Source organism: Nocardia sp. CA-135398, from assembly GCF_050955845.1.
In the GTDB taxonomy this organism is placed as follows: Bacteria; Actinomycetota; Actinomycetes; order Mycobacteriales; family Mycobacteriaceae; genus Nocardia.
In genome coordinates this window covers 503195-526470 of the sequence record NZ_CP192084.1, presented here as the reverse complement: position 1 = coordinate 526470, position 23276 = coordinate 503195, and the positions used below count along the sequence as shown (strand labels likewise).

The 23276-nt window shown below is 66.0% G+C and carries 19 protein-coding genes; 6 read left to right on the top strand and 13 right to left on the bottom strand.

Features of this window, described 5'->3' with window-relative positions; all coding sequences use genetic code 11:
• Window positions 1-160 precede the first annotated feature (160 nt).
• On the bottom strand, window positions 161-367 hold the full coding sequence (locus ACQP1T_RS02310) for a cold-shock protein (protein WP_011206895.1): 207 nt from the start codon (window positions 365-367) through the stop codon (window positions 161-163).
• 499 nt (window positions 368-866) lie between these two features.
• Between ACQP1T_RS02310 and ACQP1T_RS02305 the strand changes: the two genes are divergently transcribed.
• Window positions 867-3185 (top strand): DEAD/DEAH box helicase, encoded by a 2319-nt coding sequence (locus ACQP1T_RS02305; protein ID WP_433758300.1) that lies wholly within the window; start codon window positions 867-869, stop codon window positions 3183-3185.
• A gap of 331 nt (window positions 3186-3516) precedes the next feature.
• On the opposite strand, the gene ACQP1T_RS02300 is transcribed toward ACQP1T_RS02305, so the two are convergent.
• The 7 genes from ACQP1T_RS02300 to ssd all read right to left on the bottom strand — a co-directional run bounded on the left by ACQP1T_RS02300 (window position 3517) and on the right by ssd (window position 10044).
• A complete protein-coding gene (locus ACQP1T_RS02300; RefSeq protein WP_433758299.1) occupies window positions 3517-3921 on the bottom strand; it encodes an Rv3654c family TadE-like protein in 405 nt (134 codons plus the stop codon).
• Between the two features lie 996 nt (window positions 3922-4917).
• Entirely contained in the window at window positions 4918-5232 is a 315-nt protein-coding gene (locus ACQP1T_RS02295) for a TadE family type IV pilus minor pilin (protein WP_433758298.1), read from the bottom strand.
• A 62-nt stretch (window positions 5233-5294) separates the two neighbouring features.
• The gene (locus tag ACQP1T_RS02290) at window positions 5295-5480 is read right to left on the bottom strand and encodes a DUF4244 domain-containing protein (RefSeq protein WP_433758297.1); all 186 of its coding nucleotides are present in this window, start codon (window positions 5478-5480) and stop codon (window positions 5295-5297) included.
• 357 nt (window positions 5481-5837) lie between these two features.
• Entirely contained in the window at window positions 5838-6479 is a 642-nt protein-coding gene (locus ACQP1T_RS02285) for a type II secretion system F family protein (protein WP_433758295.1), read from the bottom strand.
• 14 nt (window positions 6480-6493) lie between these two features.
• Window positions 6494-7285 (bottom strand): type II secretion system F family protein, encoded by a 792-nt coding sequence (locus tag ACQP1T_RS02280; protein ID WP_433758294.1) that lies wholly within the window; start codon window positions 7283-7285, stop codon window positions 6494-6496.
• 76 nt (window positions 7286-7361) lie between these two features.
• Window positions 7362-8549, bottom strand: a complete 1188-nt coding sequence (locus ACQP1T_RS02275; protein WP_433758293.1) for a TadA family conjugal transfer-associated ATPase — start codon at window positions 8547-8549, stop codon at window positions 7362-7364.
• Window positions 8550-8934: 385 nt separating this feature from the next.
• Window positions 8935-10044: a septum site-determining protein Ssd gene (gene ssd, locus ACQP1T_RS02270; RefSeq protein WP_433758292.1), complete on the bottom strand. Its 1110-nt coding sequence runs from the start codon at window positions 10042-10044 to the stop codon at window positions 8935-8937.
• Window positions 10045-10412: 368 nt separating this feature from the next.
• On the opposite strand from ssd, the gene ACQP1T_RS02265 reads away from it, so the two are divergent.
• Window positions 10413-11282, top strand: coding sequence for an HAD family hydrolase (locus ACQP1T_RS02265; protein WP_433758291.1), 870 nt, complete (start codon window positions 10413-10415; stop codon window positions 11280-11282).
• Between the two features lie 493 nt (window positions 11283-11775).
• On the opposite strand, the gene ACQP1T_RS02260 is transcribed toward ACQP1T_RS02265, so the two are convergent.
• From ACQP1T_RS02260 to ACQP1T_RS02240, 5 genes are all read right to left on the bottom strand, one after another.
• Window positions 11776-12522 carry an oxidoreductase gene (locus ACQP1T_RS02260; RefSeq protein WP_433758290.1) on the bottom strand — a complete coding sequence of 249 codons (747 nt, stop codon included), beginning with the start codon at window positions 12520-12522 and terminating at the stop codon, window positions 11776-11778.
• A 186-nt stretch (window positions 12523-12708) separates the two neighbouring features.
• On the bottom strand, window positions 12709-14400 hold the full coding sequence (locus ACQP1T_RS02255) for a dipeptide ABC transporter ATP-binding protein (RefSeq protein WP_433758289.1): 1692 nt from the start codon (window positions 14398-14400) through the stop codon (window positions 12709-12711).
• A gap of 8 nt (window positions 14401-14408) precedes the next feature.
• The gene (locus ACQP1T_RS02250) at window positions 14409-15362 is read right to left on the bottom strand and encodes an ABC transporter permease (protein ID WP_397037668.1); all 954 of its coding nucleotides are present in this window, start codon (window positions 15360-15362) and stop codon (window positions 14409-14411) included.
• Window positions 15355-16281: an ABC transporter permease gene (locus ACQP1T_RS02245; protein ID WP_433758287.1), complete on the bottom strand. Its 927-nt coding sequence runs from the start codon at window positions 16279-16281 to the stop codon at window positions 15355-15357. Before ACQP1T_RS02245 ends, ACQP1T_RS02250 begins: the two co-directional genes overlap by 8 nt.
• A 64-nt stretch (window positions 16282-16345) precedes the next feature.
• Window positions 16346-17944 carry a peptide ABC transporter substrate-binding protein gene (locus tag ACQP1T_RS02240; protein WP_433758286.1) on the bottom strand — a complete coding sequence of 533 codons (1599 nt, stop codon included), beginning with the start codon at window positions 17942-17944 and terminating at the stop codon, window positions 16346-16348.
• A 425-nt stretch (window positions 17945-18369) separates the two neighbouring features.
• On the opposite strand from ACQP1T_RS02240, the gene acs reads away from it, so the two are divergent.
• The 4 genes from acs (at window position 18370) to ACQP1T_RS02220 (ending at window position 23273) form a co-directional block, all read left to right on the top strand.
• Window positions 18370-20322 carry an acetate--CoA ligase gene (acs, locus tag ACQP1T_RS02235; protein WP_433758285.1) on the top strand — a complete coding sequence of 651 codons (1953 nt, stop codon included), beginning with the start codon at window positions 18370-18372 and terminating at the stop codon, window positions 20320-20322.
• 168 nt (window positions 20323-20490) lie between these two features.
• Complete coding sequence (nhaA, locus tag ACQP1T_RS02230; protein ID WP_433761932.1) at window positions 20491-21750, top strand: Na+/H+ antiporter NhaA; 1260 nt, start codon at window positions 20491-20493, stop codon at window positions 21748-21750.
• Window positions 21747-22259, top strand: coding sequence for a phage holin family protein (locus ACQP1T_RS02225; protein ID WP_433758284.1), 513 nt, complete (start codon window positions 21747-21749; stop codon window positions 22257-22259). Before nhaA ends, ACQP1T_RS02225 begins: the two co-directional genes overlap by 4 nt.
• Window positions 22260-22337: 78 nt before the next feature.
• Entirely contained in the window at window positions 22338-23273 is a 936-nt protein-coding gene (locus ACQP1T_RS02220) for an alpha/beta fold hydrolase (RefSeq protein WP_433758283.1), read from the top strand.
• The last annotated feature ends 3 nt before the right edge of the window (window positions 23274-23276 follow it).

Sequence of the window (23276 nt, the reverse complement as noted above, 5' to 3'; positions counted from 1 at the left end):
TCGAACCACAGAGCGTACCTGCGTCGCTGGTGATCAGTATGCAGTGCCTGCCGCGATACGGCCGCACCGCAGGTCCGCGTCGGTTTTTGTCTTACCCCAGATATAGCTCGTCCCTCACCTCCGTTACCGGTGGTGAGGGACGAGCGGATTGTTGCGCCGCTCAGCTGAGCGCGCGAACTCCGGTGGCCTGCGGGCCCTTGGTGCCCTGGCCAACCTCGAACTCGACCTTCTGGTTCTCCTCGAGGGTGCGGAAGCCCGACCCTTGGATCTCGGAGTAGTGGACGAAGACGTCAGCGGAGCCGTCCTCGGGCGCGATGAAGCCGAACCCCTTCTCCGCGTTGAACCACTTCACAGTTCCCTGTGCCATTCTGTTCCTTCTCTTTTCTTACCGGAACGGCGGACAAGTAGGTTCATCCACCGGGTCCGTTCCGACCGTTGTACTGTTGGTTCCCCCTGCAGGAAAGCACCAAGCACACCGTTCGCAACATCGATCCTGCTGACGGTTTGGACTTTGGATCCGTCCCTCGAACACAGAAGCTTGCGACCAGGAACTAGTGAACCATGTCTTCGAGCAATTCAACAGTCGAGTTACCGACAATTTGCAAAAAAGTTGATCTTGCGAATGCGCAGGTGAGGGACACAATGCCGGAATCCAGACTTGTGGTTCGTTTGCTTACGGATAACCGAGCCAGTGTCTGGCAAACAGCCTGTGACCCAGGTCGCTATTTGGTATCGAAATGGCAGGCAGGGTTTCACAAGCGCACACGTTTCACACTTTCTGTGCGTGTCGCGGAGTCCGAGTCGTGAATCCGACCGGACCGGTAAGTCGGCCACGCGCCAGCAACGGCCGAAGTTACGGGCGATCGTTGCTGAATCGTGTCCTTGACGGCGGCCCCGAGGACGACTCCCGACTGACCCATGTCGTCGAGCTCGCCGCGCGGCCCGCGAACACCACTACCTGGCCCGATTGGGCCTCGGCCGATGTCGTCGACGCGCTACGAGCCGCCGGAGTCGAGACGCCGTGGAGCCATCAGACCGACACCGCCCACCTCGCCGTGAGCGGGCGACACGTGGTGGTCAGCACCGGCACAGCATCCGGGAAATCGCTCGGCTACCAACTGCCGGTCCTCACCGCATTGCGCGAAGATCCACTCGCCACTGCCCTTTATCTCGCGCCGACCAAGGCATTGGGCGCCGACCAACTGCGGGCAATAGCGGAATTGACGCATGAGGGGCCGTTGCGGGATGTCCATCCGGCCACTTACGACGGCGACACACCGGCCGAGGTCAGGCAATGGGTACGCGCGAATGCCAGGTTCATCCTCACCAATCCCGACATGCTGCACGTCGGCATGCTGCGCTCCCATCAGCGCTGGGCCAGAGTGCTGCGCAGGCTGCGCTACGTTGTGGTCGATGAATGCCATGCCTACCGGGGCGTATTCGGTTCGCACGTGGCGCTGGTACTGCGCAGACTGCGGCGCATAGCGGCCCATTACGGCGCGGACCCCGTATTCATCCTGTGCTCGGCGACCACGGCCGAGCCCGCGGCCGCGGCATCCCGGCTGATCGGCGCGCCCTGCGTCGCGGTCACCGAGGACGGATCACCGCAGGGCTCGCGCACCATCGCGCTGTGGGAGCCGCCGCTGTTGACCACTCTGACCGGCGAAAACGGTGCGCCCGTTCGGCGATCCGCGACCTCTGAGGCGGCCAGGATCATGGCCGATCTGGTGGTCGAGGGGGCGCGCACACTCGCATTCGTCAGGTCACGGCGGGCCGCTGAACTGGCGGCGATCGAGGCTCGCAAGCTGCTCGCCGATGTGGATCCGGCGCTGAGCGAGCGGGTCGCCGCTTATCGGGCGGGTTATCTCGCGGAGGATCGACGCGAACTGGAGGCAGCGCTGTCGGATGGTTCGCTGCTGGGTGCCGCCACTACGAATGCCCTGGAGCTCGGGGTCGATATCGCGGGATTGGATGCGGTCGTGATCTCGGGTTTTCCGGGCACGGTCGCCTCGTTCTGGCAGCAAGCCGGGCGCGCGGGGCGGCGCACGCAGGGATCGCTGGTGCTACTGGTGGCCAGGGACGATCCGCTGGACACCTACCTGGTCCACCACCCGGAGGCGCTGCTGGACAAGCCGATCGAGGCCACCATCACCGATCCGCACAATCCCTATGTGTTGGGCCCGCAATTGCTGTGCGCGGCGCTGGAACTGCCGCTGACCGACGATGAGGTCGATGCGCTCGGCGCGCACGAGGTGCTCACCGATCTCGCAGGTCAGGGATTAATTCGTCGCAGGAACGGCGCGGTGCGGGACGGCAGCGCACGCTGGTTCGCGACGGCCGAGGCGCAGCCGCACGACGCCGTCGACGTGCGCGGGGGCATCGGCACACCCGTTGCCATCGTCGATAGCGAGACCGGCAGATTACTCGGCACCGCCGATGCAGGGCGAGCGCGCGCGACACTGCACGAAGGTGCCGTTCACCTGCATCAAGGCGATATCTACCTGGTCGATGAGCTGGATCTCGACGGCGGAGTGGCCTTCGTGCGCAATACCGATCCCGGGTGGACCACCAGCGCCAGACAGGTCACCTCGATCGCCGTCGACGCGGTGACCGAACAGCGCCGACACGGCCGAGTGACGACCGCATTGGCGCAGGTCAGCGTCACCAGCCAGGTGATCGGTTACCTGCGCACGCTGCGGACCGGTGAGGTGTTGGACCTGGTCGAGCTGGATATGCCGGAGCAGACGCTGCCCACCCGCGCCGTGCTCTACACGGTGACACCCGAACTGCTTGTCGCCGCAGGCGTGGATACGCCGCGGGTGCCGGGCGCGCTGCACGCCGCAGAACATGCGGCGATCGGCCTATTGCCGCTGGTCGCGACGTGCGACCGGTGGGATATCGGCGGCGTTTCCACTGCTGAGCATCCCGATACCGGACTGCCGACAGTGTTCGTCTACGACGGCCAAGCGGGTGGTGCGGGCTTCGCCGAGCGCGGGTTCGCGCAGCTACATCGCTGGTTGTCGGCGACGCTCGCGGTGATCGAGACGTGTACCTGTGCGGTCGGGTGCCCGTCCTGCGTGCAGTCACCGAAGTGCGGCAATGGCAATCATCCACTGGACAAGGCGGGTGCGGCCCGCCTGCTGGCCGCGGTTCTGGGCGAGTTGGCGGCCGATACGGGCGACTGATGGCGTGGTGAAGGCCGTCGCGGTCGATTCGTGACAGCGCCGAACTCCGAATGTGATCGCTCGTCCACCTTTCTGCTGGTCACCAGGGATTATCGGCGCGTGTCGGCGCGCCGCACTCGGCGACGCCGGTCGTGTCGGACCGCCGAATAAAGAGGATTGGGTTCATGTTAACTGAGGTATTGCCACGGGCATTAGCGCCCGACGTGCAGATTCATTCGATTGCCTTCTGTGCTTACTAAGTAAATTGAGACAATGGCGCATTTATTCGACCATCGCAATTACCGAATTCCGGCATCAAGAGGTACCACTGGCGAGTGCATGTACGTACCGGTCACACTCCATCTTCTACAGGTCCAGCACGAGCAACCGCGCGAACAGTCTGCTTTCCCAACAGACCCATTGGTACATTCCTTTCAACCGTGACGGTCGCATCCCACTGCACGACTTCACAGTTCTGAATCCGCACTCCCATCCGGCGCGCGATCTCCCCCGCTTCCGCACATCCGGCATCGGCCCCATGCATCAGTTCTCCGGCTGCCGCCAGGGCCGCCAGATCCGCCGCCGACTGCGCCCGATGCCGCGCCACAACCACCGCCCCCAACTGAGCGATCAAGAGCGTCGCGCCGATCAGCGCCGCCAGCGCCAAACAGGCGAACACTGTCGCAACGCCCTCGTCACGGCGCGCCCACCGCCACACCGCGCAGATCGCGTCCGCCCCGAGGACCTGCTGCGCCACATCGAGGCCATTCCAACGGTGGATTCGAGCGCCCGCCGACGCCTGCCGCACCGTGGCGCCGTCCCCTCCTGCACCACCCAACTCGGGGACACGGCGGCCGTCGGCAACTCGACCGCCGCTGGATGGGAATGATCGGCACCGGCGGTCGGCCCGGTTGTCCGCCCGCACTCGCCGCGCGAAACCACGCCACCACCTGCTGCCGGAGACGATCTCGCTGCAACCGGCCTCGATTCGAGCGCCCGCCGACGCCTGCCATGCGGTGGCGTCGAGCCCACAGGAACCAACTTCCGCAAGGACACTGCGCACATCGGCAACTGGGACGCCTCTTGCTGAAAATGCTCGGCACCCGCAGTCGACGCGACCGCGCCAGATCCGTCGCACGGCGGCGACACCCCGCTCATGCATGGCCACGTCGGGAAAACACACCGCGGCCGACGTGCCCGCCACGGGAGCCGAAAGCTCGGCACCTGTGTTCGACTCGGCCATCGTGGGCCTGCCGTACCGCGACGACCGTCCGTTGCATGCCGCCTGATGTGACTGCGCTGCACCGACGGTCGAGGCGGCTGACTGTAATGGCGCAGTGGCGAGGCACTGTCCGGGGGACGATGATGCCATGCCCCTGCGGGAACACGTTGCGCCCGTTGCCGACTCGGCCACCAGGGCCGAATACTCTGCACACGCGGTCGACTCGACTGTTCCGGGTCCGCAGCACTGCGACGTGATGCCCCATCGTGCCGTCTGATGTAAACACACTGGAGCAGCGGTCGAGTCGGATGGCCGCAGTAGTGCGGTAGGGACGTGTGGTTCGCCCGTCGACGATGTCGGTTCGGCTGTGGTCGCCCCGTTGGCGGCGTGGGCTGTTCGGCGAGGCTGCTTCTATTGCTTGGTCACTCGGCTTTCTTACTACTGCCGCGCTTTGCTGGCACGGCACGTCGTTGTACTTCTTCTGTGTTGGGCCCGGCGGCACGTCGCGAGCCGTCGGGCGACCGTTGTGGGTCACGGCTCGGCTCCTGGCTCGCGGGTGGCGACGGCCTCGGCGTGCAGGACCAGTAGGGGCAGCAGGGGTGACCGGGCGGAGACCGCCGCGACTACCCGGTCGCCCTCACTGCGCAGCGAGATGTCGGCGGTCGGCGGAGCTACCCGCCGCGCCGCCGACACCGCATTCGCTTGATCACCGCGAGCAGCCAGCCGAGCCGCTTCGCGAGCGGCGTCGACACAGCGCACCTGCGTCGACGCCGCGAGCAAGACACCGACGCACAGCACCACCGCAACCACGATGGCAGCGAGCGCGATCGCCGCCTCAACCGTCACCGCACCCCGATCGTCACCGAGATGCGTTGTACCGCAGTAGTTTAATCGACAACTACCCGCCGCTACACCGCGGTATTCAACGCCTTGTCGATGATCTTCGTCAGCGCGTTCACAATGCTGTCCCCGGTCACCACCCCATACAGCACGGCCCCGAACGCCGCGGCCGCGATAGTGCCGATCGCATACTCCGCCGTACTCATCCCGTCGTCGGCCACCAACACCCGCAGCAGCCGAGCACGCGCCTCCATGCCAACGGTCCCCAGCCTCCGCATTACCCGATCGCGCATCATCCCCATTCGCACCGTCTTCCCCTCTCATTCCCGCCCGCGCGGCCACTCCGCGCCGACACGCTCTTCCCCGCCACGCATGCCCGACCTCCGCGCCAGCAGTCCAACTCCCAGAACGCGGCAGGAGAGGCGGGTGACGATGCCGAGCAAGACAGAGGCCGGGAGGAAGCAGGGTTGCGCCTCGCTCAGTGATCCCCAGATCGGTGGCGCATGGCGGTGTGGTGTCGGTAGCAGCCGTGCGGTTCGGGCGGGCAGTGCCTAGCTCGGTCGTTCGCGGCCCCGTGGCTCGCGATGCGGTACTTCCCTGCTGCACGGTTCTCATAGCAGTCCACCTCCGAGAACGCGGCTGGCGAGGCCTATTACTACGGGGACGATGCCGAGGCAGACGAAGGCTGGGAGGAAGCAGAGGCCCAGGGGGCCGCCTATCAGGACTCCGGCGCGTTCGGCGCGGGCGGCGGCCGCGTCTTCTACTCCGCTGCGGCGCTGTTCGGCGAGTTCGCCGATCGCTGTGGCGAGTGAGGCGCCGGAGCGGGCGGAGCGCCTGGCCATGCGTGCCAGTGCGTCGACCTCCTCGGCGCCCGGTTGATCTGCGCCATCGCGGGCCGCCTGGTCCCAGGCGGTTGCCGCGTCCGCGCCAAGTGCCAGCAGGTCGGCTGCCTTGCGCAATGCCGCGCCGAGGGCTGGCGGCGCGCTGGGTGCCACCGCGCGGGCTGCGGATGCCATCGGCAGCCCGGCTCGCAGGCAGGCGGCCAACAGGTCGAACACCGAGGCAACGGCCAGCGGATCGCTGTTGGCACCGCGCGGAGATGCCGGGGCGACCGGCTGCGGGCCAACCGCTCGTAATGCCCGTAATCGCCGATTCACCGCAACTCGTCCGGGCAACACGACCAATGCCATCGCGAGCAAAAGCACTGGCGCACTGGCGACTTCAGCCACGCCGAACTCCTTCACTGTCCGCATCCAACAGATTTGTTTCACACGAAGACCTTTCGCGTGATCGCGTCGGTCCACAGCAAGCCGATGCACGCCAGTGCTGCGCCGAGTGGCAGCAGCACGGTCCCGGCGCCCGGGCTCAGCAGTACGTGTAGCGGAGCAGCACCCATCAATTGGCCGAGGCCGATACCCAAGAGCGGGAGGACCGCCAGGACCGCCGCACTGGCGCGCGCACCAGCCAGCGCCGCAGTCGTGCGCGTGCGAAAGCGGATGCGCCCCAATAAGTCCATGCGTGCGGCCGCGAGCAGCTCCGCGAGGGCGAGACCGTGGAGCTCGGCGACCTGCCAAGCATCGGCAATCCTGGCGAGTTCGGCGTCGACGATGGAATCGGGATCACGCAACCCATCCGCGCCGGACCCGCCAAGCCTGCTGCGCGCCGCGCTCACCGCGAAGGCACGTCCGGCCTCCCCGCGCGACTCCTGCGCGGCAATCTCCGCCGCCGCACTCGGATGCGCACCAACCCGCAGCTCCCCGATTACGGCCTCGAGCGCGTCCAACAGATAGGCGCACTCCGCACTGCGCCGCCGCTCCCGACTCGCCCGCCGCACCCGAATACCGACCGTTCCCCCAACCAACACCGCCGCGACCAACAGCCCGATACCAACAGCCGACGCCCCCACGATGACAACACCGAGCCCCACTCGAAACGCACTGCCCCGCCCTAGCTTTCGAGCATTGTCTGGCACCGTGAACAGCCTGACGAACCGACGCCGCGAACTCGGCGGCGGCACCAGCAAGATCCCGATCGCCAGACACACCAATCCCGCGATCATCGACCCAGCCGTTCGTCGACCAGGCCTCGCGACCGCGCCATCCGACTAGCAATTCCCGAGTGCATCGCCGCCGCGATCATCGGTCGAGCCGTTCGTCGAGTAGGCGGGTGAGGGTTGCGGCGGCGGGGATCGGGGCTCGGTCGGCGCGCCAGGCGGCGGTTATGGTGACGCGGCCTTGGGGGTCGCGCTCTACGACGCCGATTTCACGGAGGCCGCGGGAGCCATCGGGTCGGCGGTGGACGTGCACGACGACTTGGACGGCTGCGGCGAGTTGACTGTGGAGGGCGGCTCGGTCCATACCGCCCAGTGCGGCAAGGGCTTCCAGGCGGGCGGGGACCTCGCGGGGTGAGTTCGCGTGGACTGTGCCCGCGCCGCCGTCGTGGCCGGTGTTGAGGGCGGTCAGCAGGTCGACTACCTCGGCGCCGCGGACCTCGCCGACGACGATTCGGTCGGGGCGCATGCGTAGGGCCTGCCGGACCAGGTCGCGGACGGTCACCGCGCCGACCCCCTCGACGTTCGCGGTGCGCGCTACCAGGCGCACGACGTGCGGGTGCGGTGGAGCCAGTTCGGCGGCGTCCTCGACGCAGATGATGCGTTCGTCGGCGGCGACCTCGGCCAGTAGGCCGGACAGCAGCGTTGTCTTGCCCGCGCCGGTTCCGCCGACCACCAGGAAGGCGAGTCTGGCCCGAATGATCTGCTCCAGTAGAAGTTTCGCGTCGGCGGGTACCGCACCCGCCGCAGCGAGCGCATCCAGTCCCTGGGTTGCCGGACGCAGCACACGGAGCGACAGACAGGTGCCGCCGTGCGCCACCGGGGCCAATACCGCGTGCAGCCGAACTCCGAACGAATCCCCCAGTGCCACTTCCCTTCCGGATAATCTGCCGTCCACCCACGGCTGCGCATCGTCGAGCCGCCGCCCGGCCGACAGCGCCAACCGCTGTGCCAGCCGACGCACCGCCGCCTCATCCGGGAAGACGACCGAGGTTCGTTCCAGCCCACACCCCCGATCGATCCACACCGCATCCGGCGCGGTCACCAGTACATCGGCGACCCGCGGATCCTGCAGGAGCGGCTCCAACAACCCCGCCCCGGTCATCTCGGTCTGCAACAGCCGCAATGCCCGCAGCAGATCGGTGTCACCGAGCACGCCACCGGCCTCGGCCCGGATAGCCGCCGCGACCTGCGCCGGATCCGAATCCCCCGACGCCCCGGACAGCCGCTCCCGCACCCGGTCCAACAACTCCGACGTCACCAACGCACTCACCGCGAATCCCTCCCCACCGGACCGACGGCAAGGGTCTCCCCGAACATCCGGCGCATCGCCCGCTGGCTCGGAATCGCAGATCGCCCATCTCCGAACGCTTGACCCGAGAGCGCAGATCGCCCTATGCCGAGCACCGCACCTGACAGCGCAGACCGCCCAAGAGCGAACACCGTCGGAACTGCATGCGCGGCGCACCGATACCGCTGCAGCAGCATGTATTTCACCCGCTTCACGCGTCCCGGCACCGCGCGCCGCAATTCCATGCCCGCAGCGCTGAGCCGATCCAACAACTGCTGCAGCAGCTCGTACTTCACGCGCCTACGCGGCCTGGCGCCACACACTGGAGTCCCGCATCCGCAGCGCGACAGCTCGGACGTGACCACACTCATCGCAGCCCCTGCCCAGCCGGGGCGCTGAGCACCCCGAGTACGGCATCGGCGGCATCGCGGAGGGGCCCGCGGCGGAGGGTGAGCCCGCCGCGTTCCAGGCGGGCGGCCAGACCGGGTTGGGCTCGGACGGCGGCTAGTAGCGGGAGGTCGAGGACCTCGGCGACCTCCGGACCGCGGAGTCCACCGGGTGCCGGGCCGCGGACTATCAAGCCCTGGTTGGGATTTCGTCGACCGATGTGGGCGGTGACCGATTCGGCGGCGGCTACGGCGCGTAGGCGGGCGGGGACGACCAGGACGACGAGGTCGGCCGCGTCGAGTATTTGGTCGGCGTGCGGGCCGCGTTCGCCCGAGATGTCGCATATCACCAAATCGCCTGCGGCACGGCCCGCTTCGATGACAGCGCGGACGGCGGCGGGGCCGATTTCGGCGGGCAAGCGTCCGGCACCGCCGCGGCCACAGGACAGTACCGCCAGTCCCGGGGCGGCCGCGGGCAGTGCGCTGTGCAGTGCGGCGGCGGAGACCCGACCGTCCTCGATCACCAGATCCGGCCAGCGTAGTCCGGCCCCCGTTTCGATGCCGAGCAGCAGGTCGAGGCCGCCGCCGAGGGGTGCGCCGTCGACCAGCACGGTGTCGCGCCGGAACCGCTCGGCGGCGGATCGCAGTCCGGTCGCCGCGGCCAATGTGGAGGCGCCCGCGCCGCCGCTCGCACCGACGATCGCGACGACGACACCGTCGCCGACGCGGTACTCGCCGTGCTCAGCAAACTTCTCGATAAGTCCGACCGCAGCACCTGGCAGCGCGATGACGCGCTCGGCACCGACTGCCGCGGCCGCCTGCCAATCGGCCAATCCGGGTTCCCCCTCCGTCACCAGCACGATGCCGATCCGCCGGAGATATCCGGCCCGCGCGCAGCTCTCGGCCGCCGCGGTGTCGAGGATCACCAGAGGTGCCGCAACCCAGGTGTGCCGACCGACAGATAGTGCGCGCTCGTCGAGCTCGCGCTCCGCGGCCGCCGCGACCCGGCGTACCTCGTCGAGCAGCCGGGTGTCCTGGATGAGGACGAGCGCGGGTGGCGGCGTGAGTGCCGGAGCGGCTTCGAGATTCATGCAGGTCAGCCTGCTCGAAGACGAAGCGGGGCAGAAGATGCAATATGCCGAATGTGGATAACTCGGGGGGTGTGGATAAATCCGGAGGGCCGAATCCGGTGGGAACCTTCCCCGAAATAGAGGACGGCCCCAGCCGGGGGGGGAGGAGGCTGGGGCCGTCGGGTTCAGCCCCGGGGGGTCGGGCTGAACGCGCCTGGACTATGTCCAGGTGCCAGCAATACTACACCCAAGCCCGGGCCACAACGCAAGTCTGTCGTCGGAGAACTTTATGGCCACCACCGGCCCGGCGTCTGCGGGGCAAACCCGCCGAACCAACCGGACGACCGACCCGTCGGACACCGTCGCCGCGGCATGCATATTCTGAACGGGTGACGGCCGATGGCGACCAGACAGAGCTCGCGGACCAGACGGCACGGGACGTGACGGCAACGAAGCGACCGAGCGCCGGGGGTGAGCGCGTGGCCGCCTTCTTCGACCTCGACAAGACGGTGATCGCGAAATCGAGCACCTACGTGTTCAGTAAGCCCTTCTACGCACAGGGCCTGCTGAACCGGCGCGCGGTGCTGGAGAGCAGTTACGCCCACTTCCTGTTCATGCTCTCGGGCGCCGACCACGATCAGATGGAGCGCATGCGCGCCAATCTGACGAATATGGTCGCGGGCTGGGATGTCGAGCAGGTGAAATCCATTGTGGCCGAGACACTTCACGAACTCGTCGACCCGCTGATCTACGCCGAGGCCGCGGATCTCATTGCCGACCACAAGATCCGGGGACACGATGTGGTGATCGTCTCGGCCTCGGGCGAGGAGATCGTCGGCCCGATCGCCGAGGTGCTCGGTGCCTCGCATACCGCGGCGACCCGGATGGTGGTCGAGGACGGCCGCTACACCGGCGAGGCCGAATTCTATTGCTACGGTGCGGGTAAGGTGACCGCGATCGAAAAGCTCGCCGCTGCTGAAGGTTACGACCTTTCGCGGTGTTATGCCTACTCCGATTCCGTGACCGATCTGCCGATGCTGAACGCGGTGGGGCATCCGACGGCGGTGAACCCGGATCGCAATCTGCGTCGTGAAGCGGTGGCCAAGGGCTGGCCGATTCTCACCTTCTCCAACCCGGTCTCGCTGTGGGCGCGTTTCCAGAGTCCGTCGTCGACCACCCTTGCCGCGACGGCGGCGGTCGGGCTGAGTGCGGTGCTTGCCGGGGCGGTCAGCTACCGGCTGCTGCGCCGGCGCCGCTGAGGCATAGCTGCTCGGCTCGGGTCGCACGGGCGGGCTGTTCGGGGGCGCGGCGGAGGGCTTGCCGACATGACACCGAGGCCGCCGCGACCAGGGATTTAACCACGAAACTCCGGTAGACAAGCCGCTTATTGAATGTTTTTCCAAGCCTTGATGTGAGGGCAGTCACAGTGTAGAAATGTAACTACGGAAGGACGGAAGGCCAGAGCGGAACCGGAAGAGAAGGTTCAGCTCCCCGACCCACCCTTCCCAGCACGGACACCAGGCACCCACGCGGAGCGCGCCGCGACAAGGGCAGAAGCGTTGTGGGCCTGCGAGATCCGGGTCTTCGACGGCGAAGGCCTCGCACAGGTTGCGGGGATGAACCGCCGGAGTTCGGATAATCGCCGAGGCCGCAGAACACAACCCACCCAGCACGCTTGGTAACCGGGTATCCGTGCTAGCGGGCGGTGAGGTCGTCAACGACAACGCCGCCCGCTTTGATGTGTGTGGGCCCCTATCCGGATGCCGCGTCGGCGATCGATGTCGCCTCCCGCGCACCGTCTTCGAAGGCGCCGCAGCACAGGATCACCCAGCCGCCCACCGCATCCGGAGCACCCGAGCCGAATCCGGTCGCCGCATCCAGATACTGCTGACGCCGCCGCAACCAGAACACCTCCGGCACACCGAGGCTGTGCGGGTCCAGCCCACTGGACGCGGCAACCAGTCGCGAGGCGGCCCGCGCCACGATGCCGTCGGCCGTACCGAACGGCCGCAATGTCAGTAACTCGCCGTGTACGACCGCGGCGATGACCGGCGCAGGCGCCTTGGAGCCGAGCACGGTCTGCACCAGCAGGTCGAGCCGTTCGGCCACGCCGCCGTCAGCGCGCGGCCGTCCGAGCAGCGCCTCATCGGTCACCAGATCGGCGGCGGCCAGCAGATGCAGCCGGGCCAGCGCCTGCAGCGGCGCGCGCTGCCAGGTGCCGACCAGATGCCGCAGCGCGTCACCATCGAGCGCCTGTCCGACCCGCAGCGAACCGGCCAGGATCGGATCCGCGACCCGGCCGTCGGCGGGCAGCTCGGTGCTGCCGCCCTCGATCGCGGCGGATGAGCGCGCGGCCCGCACCGCCGCCTCGGCGGCCGTGGTCGGCCAGCCCCGCCGGTTCGCCTTGTGCCGATGCACGGCGGCGAGCGCGTCACGCGCCCTATCGGCGGCGTCGCGCACACCTGGCAGATCGACGAGGGGCTGTAGCGGATCGGTCACTGTGTCATTTTGCAGCGCCTTCGGCGCTGCGTGTTCGCGGCCCCTGGTGTCTCGCGTCCGAGCCATAGAGACTCGCGACTTCGTCGCATGCGCTTCGACGGCTCGGACGCGAGACGGGCCGCGAACGGGTCGCTCGTAAGGCTCGCTCCGTCTAGGTTGCGTCAGCGAGGTATCTATCAGCCCTGGTCAGCCCGCCAGCAGGTCCCGGCCGGGAATGGCGTCGAGCAGGCGGCGGGTGTACTCCTCCCCGGGGTTCTGGAAGACCTCGTCGGTGGTGGCCGCTTCGATGATCCTGCCGGTCTGCATGACCAGGACGTCGTCGGCGATTTGCCGAACGACGGCCAAGTCATGGGTGATGAACAGATAGGACAGGCCCAGCTCGGCTTGTAAGTCGTTGAGCAGCTTGAGGATCTGCGCCTGGACCAGGACGTCGAGCGCGGATACCGCTTCGTCGCACACCACGACCTCCGGGGATAGCGCGAGCGCACGGGCCACCGCGACGCGCTGACGTTGACCACCGGAGAGTTCATTGGGGTAGCGGCGCATTACCGAAGACGGCAGCGACACCTTGTCCAACAGGTCGCGCACTGTCGCCTCACGTTCCTTGGCGGTGCCGATCTTATGCGTGCGCAGCGGTTCCTCGATGGTGCGGTAGATCGAGTACATCGGATCGAGCGAACCGTACGGGTCCTGGAAGATCGGCTGCACGCGACGGCGAAAAGCGAACGCGCCCTTGCGATCCAGTTTCGCTATTTCGCGGCCGTCGAAGGTCACCGAACCCGAGGTCGGTTCGAGCAGACCCAGAACCATCTGTGCCACAGTTGATTTGCCCGAACCCGACTCGCCGACGATGGCGGTGGTCGTGCCGCGCTTCAACCGGAACGACACATCGTCGACCGCGACGAAATCCGTAGACTTCCACGGTGTACTGCCCCGAATCTTGAACGCCTTGGTCAGATTCTGCGCGACCACAACGTCATCGGAGACCGCGGCGATTTCGCTATCGCCCGCCGCGACCTCCTCGGCGACCTGAACCGCCTGTTCGCGCACCGCTATACGCTCACGCACCGAGGACAACCGCTGCGAGGCGAGCGAGGGAGCCGAATTCACCAGCTTCTTGGTGTACAGATGCTGCGGTTCGCGCAGAATCTGCAGTGCCGGACCGGATTCCACCACCTTGCCGCGATACATCACCACCAGGTGCTCCGCGCGCTCGGCGGCCAAACCGAGGTCGTGGGTGATGAGCAGAACCGCGGTGCCGAGTTCGCTGGTGAGTCCGTCGAGATGGTCGAGGATCTGCCGCTGCACCGTCACGTCGAGGGCCGAGGTCGGCTCGTCGGCGATCAGCAGTTTGGGGCGGCAGGCCAACCCGATGGCGATGAGCGCGCGCTGGCGCATACCGCCGGAGAATTCGTGCGGATACTGGTTCACCCGCCGCGCCGCATCGGACATACCGGCTTCCTCCAGCAGTTCGATCGCACGCTGCGCGGCGGCCTTGCCCTTGGCAATGCCATTGGCCTCCAAGGTCTCTCGGATCTGGAATCCGATCTTCCACACCGGATTCAGATTCGACATCGGATCCTGCGGCACCAATCCGATACCGCTACCACGGACCGCGACGACCTCCTTCTTGGACGCCTTCGCCAGATCCTTGCCGTCGAATCTGATCGAGCCGGAGGTGACCTGCCCGGTGCCGGGCAGCAGGTCGATAATGCTGTGCGCGGTCGTGGATTTCCCGGATCCGGATTCGCCGACGATGGCGACGGTCTGGCCCGGATAAACCGTCAGACTGACGTCACGCACCGCCGGAATCTTCTTGCCCTCGGAGGAGAAGCAGACGTTGAGATCCTCGATCTCGAGCAATGGTTTATCCGACATCGCCGCGGTCACCTCTTCCTCGCCTTCGGATCGAGCGCGTCCCGCAACGCGTCGCCGAGCAGGATGAAGCTCAGCACGGTCAGCGCCAGAGCCGTTGCGGGATAGAACAAAATCGGCGAGCCACCGCGAAGTTCGTGCTGGTTGGTATTGATATCCGAGCCCCAGGACACGATCGTGCGCGGTAGGCCGACACCGAGGTAGGACAGTGTTGCCTCGGTGACGATGAACGCGCCGAGCCAGATGGTGGTGACCACGATCAGCGGCCCGGCCGCATTCGGCAGCACGTGACGCAGCAGCGTGCGTATTCGGGACACACCCAATGCCTTTGCCGCCGTGACATATTCGCTGTTCTTCGCCTCGATCACGGCACTGCGCGCGATCCGTGCCGCCTGTGGCCAGGTGAAGGCGGCAAGGATCAGGATGACGGTCCAGATCGTGCGTGAATCGAGCAGCTGCATGATGACGATCGCGGCCAGCATCAGCGGAATCGCGTAGAAGATCTCCGCGATGCGCGATACCACCGAATCGAGCAGTCCGCCATAGAAGCCCGCGAGTGCCCCCAGCGTGCCGCCGACGAGCAGGAATACCGTGGTGGCGCCCAACCCGGCCATTACGGAAGCACGTGCGCCGTAAACGGTTCGGGTGTAGACATCGCAGCCCTGTTTATCGAAACCGAAGGGGTGTCCAGGGCCGCGCGGATCCATGCTGAAATCGCCGTTGCAGTAGCGCGGATCCTGATCGGAGAACAGGCCGGGCCAGAGCACCACGATGGCGATGAAGACGATCAGCACCGCGGCCACGATGAAGATCGGATTGCGCCGCAACTGTCGCCACGCGTCCTGCCAGATGCTGGTCGGCGAACCGGTATCGACGACCTGATCGGTGGCGAGCACCTCGACTTCATCGGGCGGCGCGACGAAATGCCGCTGCCGGTCCCGAGCTTTCTTCTCCAGCTCAGGCATATCGGATCCTCGGGTCGAGCGCGGCATAGAGCAGATCGATGATCAGATTCGAGATCAGGAAGATCACGATGAGCACGGTCACGAACGAGACCACCGTCGGCGGCTCACCGCGGGTAATCGCCTGGTACAGCGTGCCACCCACCCCCGGAATATTGAAGATGCCCTCGGTGACGACCGCGCCGCCGATCAACGCACCGAGATCGGCGCCGAGGAAGGTGATCACCGGAATCATCGAATTACGCAGAATGTGCACGGTGACCACGCGTGGGCGACTGAGCCCCTTCGCGGTCGCGGTGCGCACGTAATCGGCGGACATGTTCTCCGCCACCGAGTTTCGGGTCAGCCGCAGCACATAGGCGAACGACAGTGAACCGAGCACGAATGCGGGCACGAGCAATTCACCGACGCTCGCCTTACCCGTGACGGTCACCGGCGCGATACCCCACTTGACGCCCAGTACGAACTGGGCGAGGAAGCCGATCACGAAGATCGGCACCGCGATGATGATCAGGCTGACCACCAGCAGTGTCGAGTCGAACAGTTTACCTTTGCGCAGTCCCGCGATCAGACCGAAGACGACGCCGAAGATGCCCTCGATGAGCACCGCCATGAATGCCAATTTGATGGTGATCGGGAATGCGCGGGCGAGTTCGTCGCGCACCGGACGGCCGGAAAAGGCCGTCCCGAAGTCGAGGGTGAAAATGCCCTTCAGATATAGCAGATACTGCACGATGAACGGACGATCCAGGTGATAGCGCGCACGCAGCTGGGCCTCGACGGCAGGCGTCATCGGCTTGTCCCCGGCCAGCGCGTGGATCGGATCGCCCGGAACTAAGAAGACCAGTGCATAGATGAGCAGCGTCGCCCCGAGGAAGACGGGGATCATTTGGAGCAGACGCCGCACGATATACCAGGCCATTTCGTCTCCTGGGTGAGCGGCGCGGCCGTGCCGTCAGAATGTGCGGCACGACCGCGCCGAGCGGCTACTTCTCGATGTTTTCGAAGTCGAACAGACCATTCCAGGCCAGGTCGGCCTTCTTCACCTTGTCCGAACGTCCCGCCGCGGCAAGATAATCGAGCACGGGGATATCGGCCATATCCTTGATCAGCAACGCCTGCGCCTGCGCCACGATCTTGTACGACTCCTCCAGGGTCGGCGCGGCCAGTGCGGCGTCGAGCAGGTGGTCGAATTCGGGGCTCTTGTAGTCGACGTTATTGGTCTCGGAGTAGCTGTAGTACTGCGAGGTGAGGAACTGCAGCATGGTCGGGTAGTCGCCCTGCCAGCCGTAGCGGAACGCCTTGCCGATCGTCTTCTGGTTCACCAGATCTCGGATGTTCTTGAACGTCGGATACGGCGCACCGACGGCATCGATACCGAGGGTGTTCTTGATGCTGTTGGCCACGGCCTCGATCCACGCCTGGTGGCCGCCGTCGGAGTTGTAGGCGATCTCGTAACGGCCCGACCACGGCGAAATGGCATCGGCCTGCGCCCAAATCTTCTTGGCCTCTTCGGGGTTGTACTTCAAGACCTCCGAGCCGGGCAGATTGCCGTTGAATCCGGGCAGGGTGCTCGAGGTGAAGTCGCGCGCCGGAATCTTGGTGCCGTTGAAGATGGTGTCGCAGATCTGCTGCCGGTTGATCGCCATCGAGATCGCCCGGCGGCGCAGCAGTCCTTCCTCACCGCCGAAATGCGGAACATTGGCTTGGACACCGATGTGCTGGTTCTGCGCGGAGGGGTCCAGGATCGCGCGATCGCCGAGGTCCTTCTTGTACGAAGTCAGCGCGCTGTCCGGGATCGTGTCGAGGGTATCGAGATTGCCCGCCTGCAGATCGGAGTAGGCGGTATCGAACGACTGATACATGACGAAGCGCAGACCCTTGTTTTTGGGCGCGCGTCCGCCCTTGTAGTCCGGGTTGGGCACCAGGTCGATCTTGACGTTGTGCTCCCAGGTCTGGAACTTGTACGGGCCGTTGCCGATCGGGTTCTCGCCGAAGGCCTTCATATCCTTGAACGCCGCATCCGGCAGCGGATAGAACGGTGCGTAGCCGAGTTCGGTCTCGAAGTCGATCGATGGCGACTTCAGCTGGACGGTGAAGGTTCGGTCGTCGACCACCTTCAGCCCCGACATCGTTTGTGCCGTTGGCTTTTCCGCCGACACCTCATCGAATCCGACGATCGGGGTGAACGCGTAGCTCTGCAGCTGGCCGTTGGTGCCGAGCGCGCCGTAGTTCCAGGCGTCGACGAACGACTTCGCGGTCACCGTGGTGCCGTCGGTGAACTTCCAGTCCGGCTTGATGGTGATCGTGTAGGTCTTGCGGTCGGTCGTCTTGATGGACTCGGCCATCTCGTCGTGCGCAACGCCCTTGCCGTCGTAGTACTTCAGACCGGCGAACAGCCGGTCCACGACGCGACCGCCCATATTCTCGTTGGTATTGGTCGGCACCAACGGATTCTGCGGCTCACCACCGTTCGTGGTGACGATGTCGGCGTCGGCACTATCGCTCGACGAACATGCGGACAGTCCCAGGCTTGTGGCCAGCAGGACCGCCGCGATCAACGCTGTAGCTCTGTTGAATCTCAACGCGTTCTCCCGATTTCGAGACAGGCAAAGGGGATCGGAGTCGACGCATGAGGATCTGCCCGGACTCGATCCGCCTTGGAATGCCTCGGACGTTAGCTATTCGAAGCAGCCTTGTCACCGGATTGACAGAGGTTCGTTCCACTTGTTACCAATCCGGCAACATTGCCGAAACGCGCTAAACATTAAGGAGAAGACAGGCATCCGCCGGAAGTATGCCTCCGTTGGGGCTTCCGGTATCCGGAGCTGGTTGATCTATGACGATAGCTACCCGAGGCGCGGTTTGTCAGCGGATCGCGCAGGATACCCGGCCGCGGTGACGCGATGGAAACCCATTGGACACAGCAGGCGCGGGCCGGATCACAGTTGGTTACTGTCGAAATCGACTGCGACTGCCAGCACACGGGGCTACCTGAGGAAGAGACGAGATGACCGAAACCACCGACCACCGGGACTCGTACCCGCCGACCGCGGCATTCGCCGCGGCGGCGAATGCCGACGCGTCGTTGTACCAGCGGGCCGCGGCGGACCGCGACGCGTTCTGGGCCGAGCAGGCCGAGCGGCTGCACTGGGAGCAGCCGTGGACGCAGGTGCTCGACTGGAGTGACGCGCCCGTCGCGAAGTGGTTCGTCGATGGCAAGCTCAATGTCGCCTACAACTGCGTGGACCGCCATGTGCTCGACGGGCACGGCGATCAGGTCGCCATCCATTGGGAGGGCGAACCGGGCGACTCCCGCGACATCACCTACGCCGAACTCCTCGCCGAAGTTTCCCGCGCCGCAAACTATCTGACCGAACTCGGGCTCGAAGCGGGCGATCGGGTCGCCATCTATATGCCGATGGTTCCCGAGGCGATCGTGTCGATGCTGGCCTGTGCCCGACTCGGACTGACGCATTCGGTGGTCTTCGCGGGCTTCTCCCCCACCGCATTGCGCCAGCGCGTCGACGACGCGAGCGCCCGGTTGATCATCACCACCGACGGGCAGTGGCGTCGCGGTAAGGCCGCATCGCTCAAGAAGGCCGTCGACGAGGCGCTTTATGCCAATGGCGATGTGCCGCACAGCGTCGAACACGTGTTGGTGGTGCGCCGCACCGATATCGAGGTGCCGTGGACCGAAGGGCGCGATCTGTGGTGGCACGAGACCGTCGCGCAGGCCTCCCCCGAACATCAGGCGCAGGCCTTCGACGCCGAACATCCGCTGTTCATCCTCTACACCTCCGGCACCACCGGTAAGCCCAAGGGCATCCTGCACACGAGCGGTGGATATCTGACCCAGGCGTCCTACACCCACCACAATGTCTTCGACCACAAGGCCGGACAGGACATCTACTGGTGCACCGCCGATATCGGCTGGGTCACCGGGCACACCTACATCGTCTACGGACCGCTGTCGAACCGGACCACCCAGGTCGTCTACGAGGGCACGCCGAACTTCCCGGATGAGCACCGGCATTGGAATATCGTCGAAAAGTACGGCGTCACAATCTATTACACCGCTCCGACGCTGGTGCGTACATTCATGAAGTGGGGTAGGGAAATTCCGGCCGCCCACGATCTGTCCAGCATTCGGGTACTCGGCAGCGTCGGCGAACCGATCAACCCGGAGGCCTGGCGCTGGTACCGCGAGGTGATCGGCGCGAACACCGCGCCCATCGTGGACACCTGGTGGCAGACCGAGACGGGGTCGATCATGATCTCCCCGCTGCCGGGCGTCACCGCCGCCAAGCCCGGCGCCGCGATGACACCGCTGCCCGGTATTTCGGCGAAGGTCGTCGACGAGGAGGGCAAGGCGGTCGAACTCGGCGAGACCGAGGCCAACGGCTATCTGGTGCTCGATCAGCCGTGGCCGTCGATGCTGCGCGGCATCTGGGGCGATATGGACCGGTACCGGGCCACCTACTGGGAGCGCTACGCCGAACAGGGCTGGTACTTCGCCGGTGACGGCGCCAAGCTCGATGCCGACGGCGACCTGTGGGTACTCGGCCGAGTCGACGATGTGATGAATGTGTCGGGGCACCGCATCTCCACCGCCGAGGTCGAATCCGCGCTGGTCGGGCACTCCGGGGTGGCCGAGGCCGCCGTGGTCGGCGCCAGCGATGCGACCACCGGACAGGGCATCGTCGCCTTCGTGATCCTGACGGCCGAAGCCAAGGACACCGGCGATGCGCTGATCGACGAATTGAAGGCGGAGGTGTCGCGGGAGATCAGCCCGATCGCCCGGCCGCGCGAGATCCACGTGGTACCCGAACTGCCCAAGACCCGCAGCGGCAAGATCATGCGGCGACTGCTGCGCGATGTCGCGGAGGGTCGCGAATTGGGCGACACCTCGACGCTGGTCGATCCGAATGTTTTCGAGGCGATCCGGGCCAGTCGCGCCTGAGTCGCCATATCGGGGCGGCCGGTGACGGAATTCGTCACCGGCCGTACCCGTTAGAATTGCGTAAGGTGTGCCGGGAAGCCTGGTCGGCATGCGGTCGTGTACCTGACAGCCGGATCGGTGGGATTGCGCGTCCGCGGTCCAGTCGACCCCGGCGAAAGGTTTCCCGTGATCACCCAAGTGCGCTCAGAACTGACGCGCTACCTACGCACCGAAACCGTTGGTGGAGCGATACTTCTGATCGCGGCTGCTGTCGCGTTGCTGTGGGTGAATTCGCCGTGCGGCGCGAGCTACTTCACCGTCACCGAGTACGCCTTGCCGATCAAGGCACTGCATCTGGATCTGACCGTCGCGGACTGGACCAAGGACGGTCTGCTCGCCATCTTCTTCTTCGTCGCCGGATTGGAGCTCAAACGCGAACTGGTGGTCGGCGAGCTCGCCGAACCCAAGCGGGCCCTGCTGCCGATCATCGCGGCGGTCGGCGGCGTGGTCACCCCGGCGCTGATCGCGTTCGGGGTCGGATTCGGCATCGAGGGCATGGACCGGGGCTGGGCGATTCCGGTGGCGACCGATATCGCGTTCGCACTGGCCGTGCTGGCAATGACCGGCTCCCGGATCCCGGCCAGCGCAAGAGTCTTCCTGCTGAGCCTCGCGGTGGTCGACGATCTGCTCGCCATCATCCTGATCGCGGTGCTGTTCACCACGACGCTGTCGGCGCTGTGGCTGCTGGCCGCGGCGGCCTGTTTCGCGGGGTGGGCGCTGGCCCAGCACAACCGGATCTCGACACCGCTGCTGTATGTGCCACTCGCGCTGGTCTCCTGGTACGCCCTGCACGAGGCGGGTATCCATCCGACCCTGGCCGGTGTCGCGCTCGGCCTGCTCACCAGGGTGCGCAAGGACCCTGGCGAGACCGAAGCCCCGGCAACGCGGCTCGAGCATATGATCCAGCCGATCTCGGCCGGGTTCTGCGTGCCGCTGTTCGCCTTGTTCGCCTCCGGAGTTCGGTTGGACGGCAAGGTTTTCCAGCAGCTGTTCAGCGACCGGCTGGCACTGGCGATAATTCTCGGATTACTGCTGGGCAAGACCGTCGGCATCTTCGGAATCAGCTGGGTGGCAATCCGATTGGGAATTGCCGAGCGTCCGGCCAGCCTGGGCTACCGAGACATGTTCGCCCTCTCGGTGCTCGGCGCGATCGGGTTCACCGTTAGCCTTCTGGTGGCAGAACTCGCGCTGACGCACGTCGGTGACGGCTCGGCCGTCGAATTGGCCAAAGCCGCGGTGTTGGTGACGTCAATGGCGGCGTCGCTCGCGGGTTCGGCGCTACTGTTGCGGCGTGGGCGTGTCCACCAGGCGCGGCGGGACGCGCGTGCGATAGAACGAGAGACCGAGGCGGAAGCAGTGCCGGGACAGGGAGAAGGGTCGACCAAGTGAGTTTCGCAAACGGCGGTAACGGGGATGAGTCGCGTCGCGGCCGCACTGTCACCTCGATTCCACTCTCCGACGCCAATCCGGTCGGGTCGGCGAGCTTCGGCACGCTGGTCCGCGACGCCACCGAGCAGATGTCGACGCTGGTGCGTGCCGAGGTCGAGTTGGCCAAGGCCGAGGTGACCGGGGAGATCAAGAAGGGGCTGCAGGGCAGCGTCTACTTCATCCTGGCGCTGACCGTGCTGCTGTTCAGCACCTTCTTCTTTTTCTTCTTCCTCGGCGAGCTGCTCGATGTCTGGCTGGCACGCTGGGCGGCGTTCCTGATCGTGTTCCTGCTGATGATCGTCGCCACCGCGGTACTCGCGCTGCTCGGCTATCTGCGGGTCAAGAAGCTGCGGGCACCGGAGAAGACGATCGATTCGCTCAAGCAGGCGCGCACTGTGCTGCCGAGCGGATTCGGCTCGCACGAGGAGCACCTCGCGCTCGCGGAGCCGACGCAGTCCAAGTCGCTCTAGCAGCCGTCGAAGTAGCGGCCGGACGGCGCGGCAGCGTCGACTAGGCGGTGGGCCGGACCCCTACTAGGCTCGGTCGGCGTGTCGTCGAACTCATTTCCCGATCCGTCCAGCGTCCGTTACGACGGTCCGTGGACGCATCGGGACGTGCACGCGAACGGCATCCGCTTCCATGTCGTCGAGGCCGCGCCGGAGCGCACGGACGCACCGTTGGTCGTCCTGCTGCACGGATTCGCCGACCTCTGGTGGTCGTGGCGGCATCAGCTGACCGGACTCACCGAACTCGGCTACCGTGCGGTCGCGGTGGATCTGCGCGGCTACGGCGACAGCGATAAACCGCCGCGCGGCTATGACGGCTGGACGCTCGCCGGTGATATCGCCGGACTCATTCGCGCCATGGGTTATTCCGAGGCCACGCTGGTCGGGCATGCCGACGGTGGACTAGTGTGCTGGACGACCGCGGTGCTGCATCCACGGCTGGTGCGCTCGATCGCACTGGTGAGCTCCCCACATCCGGCCGCGCTCAAGAGCGCGGTGCTGCGGGATCGGCGGCAGCGACGCAGCTGGCTGCCGAATTTCCTGCGCTATCAGCTGCCGCGCTACGGCGAACACCTGCTGACCACCAGCAACGGTTTCGAGGTCGAACGGCTGCTGCGGCAGCGAGTGAGCCGAACCTGGTCGGGCACCGCGGAATTCATCGAGACGGCCGATCGGATGCGCTCGGCCATCCAGATTCCGGGTGCGGCGCATTGTGCGCTGGAATATCAGCGCTGGGCCTTCCGCAGCCAATGGCGGCCGGACGGTCGGCGGTTCATGGCCACCATGCGGGTGCCGATCCATATTCCGGTGCTCGCCATGCGCGGTGAACTCGACGCGTACATCCTGCCCGCGACCTTCCAGCGCGGCCGCCGGTTGTCACCGCAGCGGCGCCAGGTCGTGATTCCGGGCGCGGGTCACTTTGCGCACCAAGAGAACCCGGAAGCCGTCACGACGGAGTTGGCCAAGCTGCTCGGATAATGA

What these genes read in the sequence shown, in the direction of transcription:
- ACQP1T_RS02310 (WP_011206895.1), bottom strand. Translation starts at nt 367, where the DNA reads ATGGCACAGGGAACTGTGAAGTGGTTCAACGCGGAGAAGGGGTTCGGC.
- ACQP1T_RS02290 (WP_433758297.1), bottom strand. Translation starts at nt 5,480, where the DNA reads ATGGAGGCGCGTGCTCGGCTGCTGCGGGTGTTGGTGGCCGACGACGGG.
- ACQP1T_RS02285 (WP_433758295.1), bottom strand. Translation starts at nt 6,479, where the DNA reads ATGCGGACAGTGAAGGAGTTCGGCGTGGCTGAAGTCGCCAGTGCGCCA.
- ACQP1T_RS02280 (WP_433758294.1), bottom strand. Translation starts at nt 7,285, where the DNA reads ATGATCGCGGGATTGGTGTGTCTGGCGATCGGGATCTTGCTGGTGCCG.
- ssd (WP_433758292.1), bottom strand. Translation starts at nt 10,044, where the DNA reads ATGAATCTCGAAGCCGCTCCGGCACTCACGCCGCCACCCGCGCTCGTC.
- ACQP1T_RS02255 (WP_433758289.1), bottom strand. Translation starts at nt 14,400, where the DNA reads ATGTCGGATAAACCATTGCTCGAGATCGAGGATCTCAACGTCTGCTTC.
- ACQP1T_RS02250 (WP_397037668.1), bottom strand. Translation starts at nt 15,362, where the DNA reads ATGCCTGAGCTGGAGAAGAAAGCTCGGGACCGGCAGCGGCATTTCGTC.
- ACQP1T_RS02245 (WP_433758287.1), bottom strand. Translation starts at nt 16,281, where the DNA reads ATGGCCTGGTATATCGTGCGGCGTCTGCTCCAAATGATCCCCGTCTTC.
- acs (WP_433758285.1), top strand. Translation starts at nt 18,370, where the DNA reads ATGACCGAAACCACCGACCACCGGGACTCGTACCCGCCGACCGCGGCA.